The following is a 14283-nucleotide window of genomic DNA, read 5'->3' as shown; positions in this document are numbered from 1 at the left end:
GGTCGGCAATCCGTCAGGTGATCGGCAGCCCGGGCTACCGATCACCTGACGAACTACCGACCACCACCCCTCGTGGTCTGTCTGGTAACCCAGACTCTATCCATCCGCGCCGGGGGGACGGTTGGGCGGGTCCGGGGTTCCATGGGGGGATGAGCACCCTGCACCACACGGAGCCGACGCCGACCACCCGCCCGGCCGGCGCGGACCTGCCCGAGCACGTCGTCCTCGACGGGACGCCGCTGACCGTCGACCAGGTCGTCGCCGTCGCCCGGTACGGCGCGCCCGTCGAGATCCACGAGACCGCCGTCGCCCGCATGGCCGAGAGCCGCGCCGTGATCGAGGACCTTGCGGACGACTCCGTGCCGCACTACGGCGTCTCCACCGGGTTCGGCGCCCTGGCCCGCCGGCACATCCCGACGGAGATGCGCGCGCAGCTCCAGCTCAGCCTCGTGCGCTCGCACGCCGCCGGGTCCGGCCCCGAGGTCGAAACCGAGGTGGTGCGGGCGCTGCAGCTGCTGCGGCTCGCGACCCTCGTCACCGGCCACACCGGCGCGCGGCCGGTCACCGCGCAGACCTATGCCGCGATGCTCAACGCCGGGATCACGCCGATCGTGCACGAGTACGGGTCGCTCGGATGTTCCGGGGATCTCGCGCCGCTCGCGCACGTGGCGCTCGCCGCGATGGGGGAGGGGCAGGTGCGGGTCGTGGCGACGGGGGTCTCGACAGGCTCGACCAGCGGAGCACCAGGCGAGGTCGTCGATGCCGTGGAGGCGCTCGCCGACGCCGGGATCGACCCGCTGCTGCTCGCCGAGAAGGAGGGGCTGGCCCTCATCAACGGCACCGACGGCATGCTCGGCATGCTCTGCCTCGCCATCCACGACCTGCGCCGGCTCCTCACCACGGCCGACGTCGCCGCGGCCCTGTCCGTCGAGGCCCTGCTCGGTTCGGACGCCCCGTTCGCCGAGGACCTCGTCGGCATGCGCCCGCACCCGGGCCAGGCGGCGTCGGCGTCGAACATGCGCACGGTGCTCGCGGGCTCGCCGCTCATGGCGAGCCACCGCGAGCTGGACGACGCCGGAAACCCCGCGTGCACCCGCGTGCAGGACGCCTACTCGCTGCGCTGCGCCCCCCAGGTGCACGGCGCCGCCCGCGACACCCTGGAGCACGCGGCCACGGTCGCGGGCCGGGAGCTGGCGTCCGCCATCGACAACCCCGTGGTGACCTCCGACGGGCGAGTGGAGTCCAACGGCAACTTCCACGGCGCACCGGTCGCCTACGTGCTGGACTTCCTCGCCATCGCGGCCGCCGACCTCGCGAGCATGAGCGAGCGGCGCACCGACCGGTTCCTCGACGTCTCCCGGTCCGAGGGCCTGCCCGCGTTCCTCGCGCACGACCCCGGCGTCGACTCCGGGCACATGATCGCCCAGTACACGGCCGCAGGGATCGTCTCGGAGCTGAAGCGCCTGGCCGCGCCCGCCAGCGTCGACTCGATCCCGAGCTCCGCCATGCAGGAGGACCACGTCTCCATGGGCTGGTCCGGCGCGCGCAAGCTCCGGCGGTCCGTGGACGGGCTTACCCGCGTGCTCGCCATCGAGGTGCTCACGGCCACGCGTGCCCTGGACTTCCGCACGGAGGCCCCCGCGGCGGGCACGGGCGCGGTGCACGACGCCGTCCGCGCCGTCGTGCCCGGACCCGGACCGGACCGCTACCTCGCCCCGGAGATCGAGCACGTGGTCCAGCTCGTCGCGACCGGCGGGATCGCAGCGGCCCCGGCGAGCGCCGTCGGCCCACTGCTCTGAGAACCCGCACGCCCACAACCAAGGAGAGGCACGCCATGGAGAAGCTCGACCGGGGGACGCCCGTCAGCGTCCGGGCCGCGCGGGGGACCACCCTGACCGCCCGCAGCTGGCAGACCGAGGCGCCGCTGCGCATGCTGATGAACAACCTCGACCCCGAGGTGGCCGAGCGGCCCGACGACCTGGTCGTCTACGGCGGTACCGGCCGCGCCGCACGGGACTGGCCGAGCTACCACGCGACCGTCCGCTCGCTCACCGACCTGCGCGACGACGAGACGCTGATGGTGCAGTCGGGCCGCCCCGTCGGCGTGCTGCGGACCCACGAGTGGGCGCCGCGCGTGCTGATCGCCAACTCGAACCTGGTGGGCGACTGGGCGACGTGGCCGGAGCACCGCCGGCTCGAGCAGCTCGGGCTGACGATGTACGGGCAGATGACCGCAGGGTCGTGGATCTACATCGGGACGCAGGGCATCCTGCAGGGGACCTACGAGACGTTCGCGGCGGTCGCCGCCAAGAAGTTCTCCGGAACTCTCGCCGGAACGCTCACCCTGACCGGCGGCTGCGGCGGCATGGGCGGCGCCCAGCCCCTCGCGGTGACGCTCAACGGGGGCGTGTGCCTGGTGGTCGACGTCGACCCGGCCCGCCTCCACCGCCGCGTCGAGTCCCGCTACCTCGACGTCGTCGCCTCGTCGCTGGACGAAGGGGTCGCACTGGCGCTGGCGGCGAAGCAGGAGCGCCGGGCGCTGTCGGTGGGCGTGGTCGGCAACTCGGCCGACGTCGTGCCCGAGCTGCTGCGCCGCGGCGTCGAGATCGACATCGTCACGGACCAGACGTCCGCGCACGACCCGCTGTCGTACCTGCCGTCCGGCGTCGCGCTGGAGGACTGGGCCTCGGAGGCGGAGAAGGACCCCTCGGGATTCACCGACCGGGCACGCGAGTCGATGGCCCGGCACGTCGAGGGCATGGTCGGCTTCCAGGACGCGGGCGCAGAGGTGTTCGACTACGGCAACTCGATCCGCGACGAGGCCCGCCAGGGCGGGTACGGCCGGGCGTTCGACTTCCCGGGATTCGTCCCGGCGTACATCCGGCCGCTGTTCGCGGAGGGCAAGGGCCCGTTCCGCTGGGCGGCGCTGTCCGGGGACCCGCGCGACATCGCGGTGACGGACAAGGCGGTGCTCGACCTCTTCCCCGACAACGACCACCTCGGCCGCTGGATCCGCGCCGCGCAGGACCGGGTAGCGTTCCAGGGCCTGCCCGCCCGCATCTGCTGGCTCGGGCACGGCGAGCGGGACGTGGCGGGTCTGCGGTTCAACGAGCTCGTCGCGTCCGGGGAGATCTCCGCGCCGCTCGCCATCGGGCGCGACCACCTGGACTCCGGCTCCGTGGCCTCCCCGTACCGGGAGACGGAGTCGATGGCGGACGGCTCCGACGCCATCGCCGACTGGCCGCTGCTGAACGCCCTGATGAACACCGCCTCCGGCGCGACGTGGGTCTCGATCCACCACGGCGGCGGCGTCGGCATGGGCCGGTCGCTGCACGCCGGCCAGGTCTCCGTGGCCGACGGCACGCCGCTCGCCGCGGAGAAGCTGGCCCGGGTGCTCGCGAACGACCCGGCGACGGGCGTGCTGCGGCACGTCGACGCCGGGTACGACGACGCGGTCGGAGCCGCCGAGCGCGGTGGGCTGCGCGTGCCGATGCGGGAGACGCCGTGACGGGTCCCGGTGGGCCGGTTGGAGCGACGTCGGTGGGTGGCACGACGTCGGTGGGCGGGCTGCTCGACGCGATCGCCGACGTCGGGCGGGCGCCGTCCGGCGGGTACGAACGGTTCGCCTGGACCGCCCACGACCTGGCCCTGCGCGAGTGGTTCGCCGCCGAGGCCGCCGCGCGCGGGCTCTCCGTGGTGGTCGACCGCGCCGGAAACCAGTGGGCGTGGTGGGGCGACCCGGACACCGACGGTCCCGGCGTCGTGACCGGCAGCCACCTCGACTCCGTTCCCGGGGGCGGCGCGTTCGACGGTCCGCTCGGGGTGGCGAGCGCGTTCGCGGCGCTCGACGCCCTGCGCGCTGCGGGTGTGCGCCCCGAGCGGCCGCTCGGGATCGTGAACTTCTCCGACGAGGAGGGTGCGCGGTTCGGGCTCGCGTGCCTCGGCTCGCGCGCGGTGACCGGGACGGTCGGTGCGGACCAGCTGCTCGCCCTGCGCGATGCCGCGGGGGACAGCCTGGCGGACGTGCTGGGGCGGGTCGGGTCGGCTCGTCGGTCGAGCTTGTCGGGACCGGACCAGGTCGGCGGGGTCTCGACCGGCTCGACCAGCGGTGGGGGCTCGACCAGCGGAGTGTTGCTCGAGCACTACGGGCGGGACCCCGAGGCGCTCGCGCGGATCGGCGTCTTCGTCGAGCTGCACGTGGAACAGGGGCGCTACCTCGCTGACCTGCCCGCGGACCAGGAGGCGCCCGTAGCGGTCGGCGCCGCGATCTGGCCGCACGGCCGCTGGCGCGTCGACCTGGCGGGTGAGGCCAACCACGCCGGCACCACACCGCTGGCCCACCGCCACGACCCGATGCTCGACCTCGCGCGGCTCATCACCGACGTCCGTGCCGCCGCCGAGCACGCCGGGGCGCTCGCGACGCTGGCCAAGGTCCACGTCGAGCCGAACGGCGTCAACGCGATCCCGTCGAGCGTCCGTGCCTGGATCGACGCCCGCGCGGAGACCGAGGACGCCGTCCGCCGGGTGCTGACGACCCTGACCTCCGGCTCGACTGCAGACTTCGCTGCGGCGACGCCGAGTGCAGACTTCGTTGCGGATACAGGCACCGTAACCGCGACCAACTCTGCACTCGGCGGGGCCGCAACGGAGTCTGCAGTCGGCGGCAGCGGGGGGCGGTGGAGGGCCGTGCGGGAGTCCTGGACGCCCGCCACCGTGTTCGACCCGGCGCTCGCGGCACGGCTCGCCGACGTCGTCGGCCGGCCGGGGTCAGCCCTGCCCGCGCCGGTGATCGGTACGGGCGCCGGGCACGACGCCGGCATCCTCGCCGCGGCCGGCGTGCCGACGGCGATGCTGTTCGTGCGCAATCCCACGGGCATCTCGCACTCGCCGGCCGAATACGCGGAGGCCGCCGACTGCGACGCCGGCGTCCGCGCCCTGACGACGGTCCTCAAGGACCTGCTGACAGGTGAACGACCACCGACGGATCCGGACCCCTCCGTCCGCCCGAACCCGTCCGGATCCCCCTTCGAGGCCTAAGTTACTTCGCTTTGCGGGGGCTCAAAGCGAAGAAACTTAGGCCTCGAAGGAGAGACCGAGAGTGCGAGGAGAGACGATGACGTTCTGGTGCGAGCGGGCGTGGCTGTCCGGGGGCGGCGATGGGGTCCGCGGCAGCGACCGGGGGCCCGGCCGTGTCGTCGAGTCGGTGCGGGTCGAGACCGTCGACGGTCGGATCGTCGCCGTCGAGCCCGGCGCGCCGGCGTCGGACGGCGACGTGCGGCTGGGCGGGCTGGTGCTCCCTGGCCTGGCCAACACGCACTCGCACGCGTTCCACCGCGCGCTGCGCGGGCGGACCCACGCGGACGGCGGGTCCTTCTGGACCTGGCGCGCGGGGATGTACGCCCTGGCCGCCGCACTGACACCGACGCTGTACGAGCGACTGGCCCGCGCAGTCTTCGCCGAGATGGCGCTGGGCGGGACCACCGCGGTCGGCGAGTTCCACTACGTGCACCACCGCGCCGACGGGTCACCCCACCCGGCGCACGAGGGCGGACCCAACGCCATGGCCGAGGCCCTGCGCTCCGCAGCCCGGGATGCCGGGGTGCACCTCACGCTCCTCGACACCTGTTACCTGCACGGCGGCCTGGGACCGGCCGGGCACGAGCCGCTCGCGCCGGAGCAGGTGCGCTTCGGCGACGGCACCGTCGAGGCCTGGGCGCATCGCCTGGACGCACTGCGCACCGCCTGGGCCGACGACGACCGGGTCCTCGTCGGCGCCGCCGCCCACTCGGTGCGCGCCGTCGCGCCGTCGGAGCTCGCCGGGGTGGCCCGCTGGGCGCAGCAGGCCGGCGCGCCGCTGCACGTCCACCTGTCCGAGCAGCCGGGCGAGAACGAGGCGGCGCTCGCCGCCTTCGGCGTCACCCCGACGCGGCTGCTCCACGACGCGGGCGCCCTCGGCCCCGGCACCACCGCCGTCCACGCGGTGCACCTGACCGACGACGACGTCGCGCTGCTCGGCGCCTCGGGCACCGGCGTCTGCCTCTGCCCGACGACGGAGCGCGACCTCGCCGACGGCATCGCCCCCGGCGTCCGGCTGCTGCGCGCGGGCAGCCCGCTCTCGGTCGGCACGGACCAGCACGTGGGTGCCGACGTCCTCGCGGAGGCGCGCGGCGTCGAGGAGCACGAGCGCCTCGCGACCGGACGGCGCGGCTCCTTCGACCCCGCGACGCTGATCGAGCTGGCGACGTCGGCCGGGCACGCCGCGCTCGGCAGGCCGGACGCCGGCCGCATCGCCGTGGGCGCGCCCGCCGACCTGGTCGCGGTGCGTCTCGACACGGCGCGCACCGCGGGGATCGACCCGGCGCAGGCGATCCTGGTGGCGGGCGCGTCCGACGTGTCCGACGTCGTCGCCCGCGGGGAGCTCGTGGTGTGGGACGGCGAGCACCGGGCCGGCGACGTCGCCCGCATGCTGACGGACGTGATCGACGAGGTCTGGGCGGCCGCAGGCCAGGAGACGACACAGGGGAGCGAAGCATGAGCGTGCTGCTGACGAACATCGGCGAGCTGGTCACGAACGACCCGGAGCACGGTGGGTCTCGACAGGCTCGACCAGCGGGAGGACAGGCTCGACCAGCGGGAGCGGGGTCGGGCGGGCTCGGCGTGGTGCCGGACGCCGCCGTCGTCGTGGAGGCCGGCCGCATCGCGTGGACGGGGCCTGCCGCTGCGGCACCGGCGGCGGACGTCGCGGTCGACGTCGGAGGGCGGTGCGTGCTCCCTGGCTTCGTGGACTCGCACTCGCACACGGTGTTCGCGGGGGATCGGGCCGCGGAGTTCGCCGCACGCATGACCGGCGAGCCGTACACCGGGGGCGGCATCGCCACCACGGTCACCGCCACGCGGGCCGCGAGCGAGGACATCCTGCGGGCGCGTGGTCAGGCCCTGGTGCGGGAGATGCTCGCGCAGGGCACCACCACCGTCGAGATCAAGAGCGGCTACGGGCAGGACGTCGCCACCGAGGCCCGCATGCTGCGGATCGCCCGGGAGCTCACGCCGGAGACGACGTTCCTCGGCGCGCACACCGTCCCGGCCGAGTACGCCGACGACCGCGCCGCCTACGTAGACCTGGTGACCGGGCCGATGCTCGCCGCCTGCGCGCCGCACGCTCGCTGGATCGACGTGTTCTGCGAGCCCGCCGCACCCACCGCGTTCGACGAGGACGAGGCCCGGACGGTGCTCACCGCCGGGATCCGGGCCGGACTGCTCGCCCGGGTGCACGGCAACCAGCTCGCACCCGGTCCGGGCGTGCGGCTGGCGGTCGAGGTCGGTGCGGCGAGCGTGGACCACTGCACCCACCTGTCCGACGCCGACGTCGACGCGCTGGCCGGGTCCTGGACGGCATCCGGCACCGTCGCGACCCTGCTGCCCGCCGTCGAGTTCTCCACCCGGTCGCCCTACCCGGACGCGCGTCGGCTGCTCGCCGCGGGTGTACCGGTCGCGCTCGCCACCGACTGCAACCCCGGCTCCGGATACAGCTCGTCCATGTCGTTCGTCGTGGCGCTCGCGGTGCGCGAGATGCGGATGAGCCCCGCCGAGGCGCTCTGGTCCGCGACGGCGGGTGGGGCGGCGGCGCTCCGGCGGGACGACGTCGGACACCTGCGGGTCGGCGCCCGCGCAGACCTGACGGTCCTCGACGCCCCCAGCCACCTCTACCTGGCCTACCGCCCGGGCGTGCCGCTGGTCCACCAGGTCTGGAAGGACGGAACCCAGGCTTGGCCGTGACCCCGGTGATCGGGGACGGGGCCACCCAAGTCCTTTCGAGGCCTAAGCTACTTCGCTTTGAGTCCGCTGAAAGCGAAGTAACTTAGGCCTCGAAGAGAGTGGGGGCTTCGGACGCCGCGCGACCGGCCTACTGCTCTGTGATTACTGCTCCGTGATGCCGAGCGCCGGGGCGGGCACGAAGCTCGCCCGTGCGCTCGCCGCGCCGTGCAGCTCCAGCAGCACGAGCTCGTTGGCGGTGCCCCGCACCAGGGGTCCCGGGACGTAGAGCGTGTGCGTCGGGCCGAGGCTCCAGTAGCGGCCAAGCAGCTCGCCGTTCACCCAGGCCAGGCCCTTGGTCCAGCCGTCGAGCCGCAGGAAGTGGTCGGCTCCGGCGACGGAGTCGAACGTGCCCCGGTACAGGCCGGCCCAGGCGGCCCGCGCAGCACCAGCGCTCGCCCTGCCCGGGACGGCCACGTCGAGCGCCGAACGCAGCAGGTCCGCCGCGTCCTCGACCCGCAGCGCGCCGGCCGTCCACTCGTCCACCGTGCGCACGGCGGTCCGCACAGTGCCGATCAGCCCCTTGGGCTCACCGATCCGCGGCCCGTAGTTGACGTGCCCCTGGTTCTCGACCAGCAGCGTCAGCTCGCCCGCGCGGGCGGGCAGGGCGACGGCGAACGTGTGCGACCCACGGTCGAGCACGCCGACCGGCTGGCCGTCGAGCAGCACGACGGCGCGGTCGCGCACCTCGTCGACGGTCAGGACGGCGTCGTCGGGGCGGATGCGGGTGCGGTACACGGTGAAGCCCGACCACAGGCCCAGCTCCTCCATGGTCGGCGCGTGGTCGTAGGTCCGCAGGGCGCCGCGCACGAGCGAGGACACCGCATCGGCGAGGGGGACGTGGGCGGTCAGGGCCACGTCCAGCACGGGGGCCGGCCGCGGCGCCGCCGGGACGTCGTCGGGCACGGGCAGGTGCCGCGCGATCACGTCACGCATCGCGAAGTACTTGGCGGTCGGGCTGCCGTCCTCGGCGAGCGGCGCGTCGTAGTCGTACGACGTCGTGATGGGCCGGTAGATGCCCTTGTCGTTCGCGCCGCTGGTCAGCCCGAAGTTGGTGCCGCCGTGGAACATGTACAGGTTGACGGAGCCGCCGGCCGCGAGCAGCTCGTCCAGGTCCGTGGCGTTCGCCTCGGCGGGCGCCAGGTGGTGCTCCAGCCCCCACGAGTCGAACCAGCCGTTCCAGAACTCCATGCACATCAGGGGGCCGGTGGGCTGGTGCCTGCGCAGCACCTCGAACCGCTCGGCGGTGCGCGACCCGAACGTCGCCGTCTTGTGCAGCTCAGGCAGACCGCCGCGGGCGAGCATCTCGTCGTTCGCCTGGTCGCAGGTGAACAGCGGCACGTCGATGCCCTGGTCCCGGACCAGGTCCACGAGGGCGCGCAGGTACCTCTGCCGCTCCGGGAGCGGGTCGTCGCCGTAGGCGCCGTACTCGTTCTCGACCTGCACCATCAGCACCGGCCCGCCGTGCGTCACCTGACGCTCGGCCACCAGCGGCAGCAGGCTCGCGTAGTACTTGCCGATCGCGTCGAGGAACCGCGGCTCGTGGCGACGCACGCCGACGGCGTCATCGGCCAGCAGCCAGGCCGGCAGGCCCCCGCCGTCCCACTCCGCGCAGATGTAGGGGCCGGGCCGCACGATCGCGTGCAGGCCCTCCGCGGCCACCAGGTCGAGGAACCGGCCCAGGTCGCGCCGCCCGTCCAGGTCGAACACCCCGGGCTCCGGCGCGTGGAAGTTCCACGGCACGTACGTCTCGATGGTGTTCAGGCCCATGAGCCGGGCCTTGCGGATGCGGTCGGCCCACTGGTCGGGGTGCACGCGGAAGTAGTGCAGCGCGCCACTGACGACCTGCGTCCGCTCGCCGTCGAGCAGGAAGTCCTCGGGTCCGATGTCGAACGTGGGCATGTGTGGTTCCTCGGAGTGCTGTCGTGATGGGGGGAAGCGGGACGACGGCGGGGAAGGCCCCCGCCGTCGTCACCGGTTGCTTGCCGGGCGGCTCACTCGCTGACGGTGAAGCCCTGCTCGGTGCCGTAGCCGACGATCGACTGCTGCCAGGCGGCCAGGCCGTCCGACAGGGGCATCGAGCCCGTGTACGACTGGCCCACCGTGTCGGGGAACACGCTGTTCGCGTAGACCTGGTACGGCAGGTACTGCCAGCCGCTCACGACGCTCGTGGCCGACTCGGAGAGCACCTCGTTGATCTTCTGACCGCCGAAGTACTCGGACTCCTCGGCGAGGAACTCCTCGTCGGTGAGGTCGGCGAGCGTCGCCGGGAAGTTGCCGCCCTCCAGGCGCGTCGCGACGCCGTCACCCGCGTTCGCGTACTCCAGGAACCCGTAGGCCAGCGCCTTCTTCTCGCTCGCCTCGGTGACCGACAGCGCGGAGCCGCCGTTCTCGGCGGTCTCGCTCGCGCCGGCGGTCCACTGCGGCATGGGCGCCACGCGCCAGTCGCCCGACGCCGGAGCGGCACCGGACTCGAGGTTCGCGGGCATCCACGCGCCCGTCACGAGCGCGGCGATCTCGCCGTTGCCGAGGCCCTGGAACCACTCGTCGGTCCAGGCGGGGACGGTCGCGACCAGGTCGTCGTCCAGCATCTGCTGCCACATCTCGGTGAACTTCGCCGAACCCTCATCGGCGAGGTTCACGGTGACGTCAGTGCCGTCCACCTCGAACGGGTGCCCGCCGGCCTGCCAGATCATCGACGTCGCGAACCCGGCGTCCCCGTTGTCCGCGGTGATGTACGTGTTCGGGTCGGACGCGTGGAGCTTCTCCGCCGCGGTGACGAACTCCTCCCACGTGGCGGGGACCTCGACGCCGGCCTCCTCGAAGGTCTTCGCGTTGTAGAACAGGGCCATCGGGCCCGAGTCCATCGGCAGGCCGTACACGGCGTCGCCCTCGGTCACGGCGCCCCACGGGCCGGGGGAGTAGGTGCCGTCCAGCTCGCTCGCGCCGAGGGGTGCGAGGTCGGCCAGGGACTCGCCGATCGAGAACTGCGGCAGGGCGTAGTACTCCATCTGCGTGACGTCGGGCACACCCGAGCCCGCGCTGATCGCGTTCTGCAGGGCCACGTAGTGGTCGTTGCCCGTGCCGACGTTGGCGAGCTCGACGTCGACGTTCGGGTACTCGGCCTCGAAGTCCTCGACGACCTTCTCCAGCGTGGGCTCCCAGGCCCAGACCAGCAGGTCGCCGCCCTCTTCGAGCGCCGCGGTGATGTCCGAGGGGGACATCGCCTCCGCGGCGTCTCCGCCGTCGGACCCGGACCCGCACGCGGTCAGGGTGAGCGCCAGGGCGCTCGCCGCGGCGAGCGCACCTGCGGCGCGGTGGTGGCGGATGGTCATGGTGGTTCCTCTCACTTCATCGTCAGTCGGATCAGGTCTCTGTCGTCCCGTCGGGAACGGCCGTGCGGGGTGGTGCTCACTCCTTGACGCTGCCGGCGGCAAGACCCGACTGCCAGTAGCGCTGCAGGAGCAGGAAGACCGCGATGAGCGGCAGGATCGTGAGGAGCGAGCCGGTGATGACGAGGTTGAAGATCGCCTCGCCGCCGGCCGTGGTCGCCTGCTCGTTCCAGGCGTTCAGGCCCAGGGTCAGGGGGTACCAGTCCGGGTCGCGCAGCATGATGAGCGGCAGGAAGTAGTTGTTCCACGTCGCGACGACGGTGAACAGCAGGACTGTCACGATGCCGGGGGCCAGCATCGGCAGGGCCACCTGGAAGAACGTGCGCGCCTCGCCGGCCCCGTCGATCCGGGCGGCCTCCATGATCTCGTCCGGGACGGCGTCGGCCGCGAACGTCCACATGAGGTAGAGCCCGAACGGGGAGATGAGCGACGGGATGATCACCGACCAGGGCGTGTTGGTCAGCCCCATGTTCGCGAACATGAGGAACGTGGGCACCGCCAGGGCGGTGCCAGGGACGGCCACGGCGCCGATGACGACGGCGAACACCGCACGCTTGCCGGCGAAGTTGAACTTCGCCAGGCCGTAGCCGCCGAGCAGGGCCAGCAGCGTGGCACCGCCCGCGCCCGCCACGACGTACAGCAGGGTGTTGCCGAACCAGCGCAGGAACACGCCTCCGTCGTAGGTGACGACGCCGACGATGTTGTCCCAGAGGGCGAAGTCGCCGCTGAACCAGAGGCCGAACGAGCTGAACAGGTCGGGCTGGGTCTTCGTCGCGTTGAACACGAGCCAGACCAGCGGGACCAGGGCGTAGATGCCGACCAGCGCGGTGAGAACGGTGAGCAGGACGCTGCGGGTCGGCCGGGCGTGCGAGGTGCGGCGCGGCTGGAGACGCGGGCGGGGCCGCCGCGTCCGGACGGTGGGCGCGTTCAGCAGGACGTTGGTGCTCATGGCTCAGGCCTCCTTGCGCATGCCGCGCAGCTGCACCACGTAGGCCACGAGCATCGTGAGCACGCCCATGATGATCGCCACCGTGGCCGAGTAGTTGTACTGCTGGCCGGAGAAGGACAGCGAGTAGGCGTACAGGTTCGGGGTGTAGTGCGTCGAGATGTAGTTGGGCGACAGCGACTGCAGGATGCTCGGCTCGTTGAAGAGCTGGAACGAGCCGATGATCGAGAAGATCGTCGCCACCACGAGGGCGCCGCGGATGGCCGGCACCTTGATCGCGGAGATCACGCGCCACGGTCCCGCGCCGTCGATCTCTGCCGCCTCGTACAGCGAGATCGGTACGACGCGCAGCGCGGAGTAGAAGATCAGCATGTTGTAGCCCACGAACTGCCAGGTCACGATGTTGCCGATCGCCGGGAGCAACAGGACGGACGCCAGCGGGTCCGGGATGCTGGTCCCGAACAGGTCGTTGAAGTTGCCGACCAGGCCGAACCGGTCGCCGTACATGAAACCCCACATCAGCGCCGCCACGACGCCCGGCACCGCGTACGGCAGGAAGATCGTGAGGCGGAAGAAGTCCCGCCCGTAGAGGCGGCCGCTGTCGATGGCGAGGGCGACCAGCAGCGAGATGCCGAGCATCAGCGGCACCTGGACGACGAGGAACAGCGTGACCCGGCCGACACCGTCCCAGAACTGTGGGTCGCTGAGTGCCCGGGCGTAGTTGTCGAACCCGACGAACGACGTGCCGCCCACGAGCTGCGTCTGGAACAGGCTCAGGTAGAGCGAGTACACGATGGGCGCGAGGAAGACCAGGGCGAAGACAGCCATGAAGGGACCGACGAAGCCCCATCCTGCCCAGCGGGTGCGACGTCGCATCCGTCCCTGGGTCCTGGGCACGGCCGGAGGCGATGCGAGCGTGGTCAAGGGAAGTCGCTCCTTACACGGATGAGGGTCAGCATGTCGTCGTGTTGACGTAAACATGGTGACGCGGACTAGGGTGCTCGTGAGTTACCCGAGGTGTCAAGCGAGCGCTGGTGCGGCGATGCATCACGAGGAGGTGGATGCCGTGGAGGGCAGAGGTCCGTCCCTGGCCGACGTGGCCGCGCTCGCCGGAGTGTCGACCCAGACGGTTTCCCGTGTGTCGATGGGTCTGGACAATGTGCGGCCGGCGACCCGGGACCGGGTGCTGGCGGCGATGGCGGAGCTCGGCTACGCGCCCAACACGGCGGCGCGGGCGCTGCGGTACGGCAGCTTCCGGACCATCGGCGTGATCGCCCACCGGCTCGCCCGCACCGGCGAGTCCCGCACGGTCGAGGCGGTGGTCGAGGCGGCGCGCAAGGAGGGCTACACGGTGACGCTGATCGACGTCGAGAGCCCGTCGTCCGACGTCGTCTCCGCTGCGGCGACCCGGCTCTCCCACCAGGCCATCGACGGGCTGGTGATCATCCGGGCGGAGACCGCGACGCCGGACACGCTCGCGCTGCCGCCCCGGATGCCCGTCGTGGTGTCGGACTCCCGGTTCGTCGGCCACCACCCCGCCGTCGGCGCAGACCAGGCCGACGGCGCCCGCCGGGCCACCCAGCACCTCCTCGACCTGGGGCACCGGACGGTGCACCACGTCGCGGGACCCGCGGACTCCGCGCCCGCCCAGCTGCGGGCCGAGGCCTGGCGCGTCGTGCTCGGCGAGGCCGGCTGCCCGGTCCCCGAGATCGTCGAGGGCGACTGGACGGCGGCCTCCGGCTACGCCGCCGGGCGCGGCCTCGTCGCCGACCCGGACGTCACGGCGGTATTCTGCGCCAACGACGAGATGGCCGCCGGCGTGCTCAGGGCCCTGCACGAGGCCGGCCGGGCCGTGCCGCGCGACGTCTCGGTGGTCGGGTTCGACGACATCCTGCTGGCGGAGTACCTCTGGCCGCCGCTGACGACGGTGGTGCAGGACTTCGACGAGATCGGCCGACGGCTAGTGGCCCGGCTGCTGCACCAGGTGCGGACCGGGGAGATCGAGGACGACGCCGACTCCGCGAACCTGCACGAGGTGGTGCCGGTGGAGCTCAAGACCCGGGAGAGCACCGCGCCACCGCGCCCGCCGAGATAGGCCTTGCCTGTCCGGTTCCGAGCATTCACCCTGAGACC

10 protein-coding genes are annotated in these 14283 nt (G+C 72.8%); 6 read left to right on the top strand and 4 right to left on the bottom strand.

From position 1 onward, the window contains the following. Positions 1-149: 149 nt before the first annotated feature. The 5 genes from hutH to hutI all read left to right on the top strand — a co-directional run bounded on the left by hutH (position 150) and on the right by hutI (position 7776). Positions 150-1799, top strand: coding sequence for a histidine ammonia-lyase (gene hutH, locus AB0F40_RS10490; RefSeq protein WP_357466417.1), 1650 nt, complete (start codon positions 150-152; stop codon positions 1797-1799). A gap of 35 nt (positions 1800-1834) precedes the next feature. Beyond that, positions 1835-3508, top strand: coding sequence for a urocanate hydratase (locus AB0F40_RS10485; protein ID WP_357466415.1), 1674 nt, complete (start codon positions 1835-1837; stop codon positions 3506-3508). 32 nt (positions 3509-3540) lie between these two features. After that, a complete protein-coding gene (locus tag AB0F40_RS10480; protein WP_357466516.1) occupies positions 3541-5037 on the top strand; it encodes a Zn-dependent hydrolase in 1497 nt (498 codons plus the stop codon). A 76-nt stretch (positions 5038-5113) separates the two neighbouring features. After that, positions 5114-6535: a formimidoylglutamate deiminase gene (locus AB0F40_RS10475; RefSeq protein ID WP_357466413.1), complete on the top strand. Its 1422-nt coding sequence runs from the start codon at positions 5114-5116 to the stop codon at positions 6533-6535. Continuing rightward, the gene (hutI, locus tag AB0F40_RS10470) at positions 6532-7776 is read left to right on the top strand and encodes an imidazolonepropionase (protein ID WP_357466411.1); all 1245 of its coding nucleotides are present in this window, start codon (positions 6532-6534) and stop codon (positions 7774-7776) included. The genes AB0F40_RS10475 and hutI overlap by 4 nt, the downstream gene beginning before the upstream one ends. A gap of 141 nt (positions 7777-7917) precedes the next feature. Here hutI and AB0F40_RS10465 read toward each other — a convergent pair whose 3' ends face one another. From AB0F40_RS10465 to AB0F40_RS10450, 4 genes are all read right to left on the bottom strand, one after another. After that, on the bottom strand, positions 7918-9714 hold the full coding sequence (locus tag AB0F40_RS10465; RefSeq protein ID WP_357466409.1) for a beta-galactosidase family protein: 1797 nt from the start codon (positions 9712-9714) through the stop codon (positions 7918-7920). A gap of 92 nt (positions 9715-9806) precedes the next feature. Further along, complete coding sequence (locus AB0F40_RS10460; RefSeq protein ID WP_357466407.1) at positions 9807-11147, bottom strand: sugar ABC transporter substrate-binding protein; 1341 nt, start codon at positions 11145-11147, stop codon at positions 9807-9809. A 76-nt stretch (positions 11148-11223) separates the two neighbouring features. Next, the gene (locus tag AB0F40_RS10455) at positions 11224-12153 is read right to left on the bottom strand and encodes a carbohydrate ABC transporter permease (RefSeq protein ID WP_357466406.1); all 930 of its coding nucleotides are present in this window, start codon (positions 12151-12153) and stop codon (positions 11224-11226) included. A gap of 3 nt (positions 12154-12156) precedes the next feature. Further along, positions 12157-13026, bottom strand: a complete 870-nt coding sequence (locus AB0F40_RS10450; RefSeq protein WP_357466514.1) for a sugar ABC transporter permease — start codon at positions 13024-13026, stop codon at positions 12157-12159. 166 nt (positions 13027-13192) lie between these two features. Between AB0F40_RS10450 and AB0F40_RS10445 the strand changes: the two genes are divergently transcribed. Then, complete coding sequence (locus tag AB0F40_RS10445) at positions 13193-14245, top strand: LacI family DNA-binding transcriptional regulator (protein ID WP_357466404.1); 1053 nt, start codon at positions 13193-13195, stop codon at positions 14243-14245. Positions 14246-14283: the final 38 nt, after the last annotated feature.

It is taken from the genome of Promicromonospora sp. NPDC023987 (genome assembly GCF_040639055.1).
Classification (GTDB): Bacteria; Actinomycetota; Actinomycetes; order Actinomycetales; family Cellulomonadaceae; genus Promicromonospora.
Note: the sequence above shows the minus strand (reverse complement) of the source record. Positions and strands in the feature narration are given on the sequence as shown.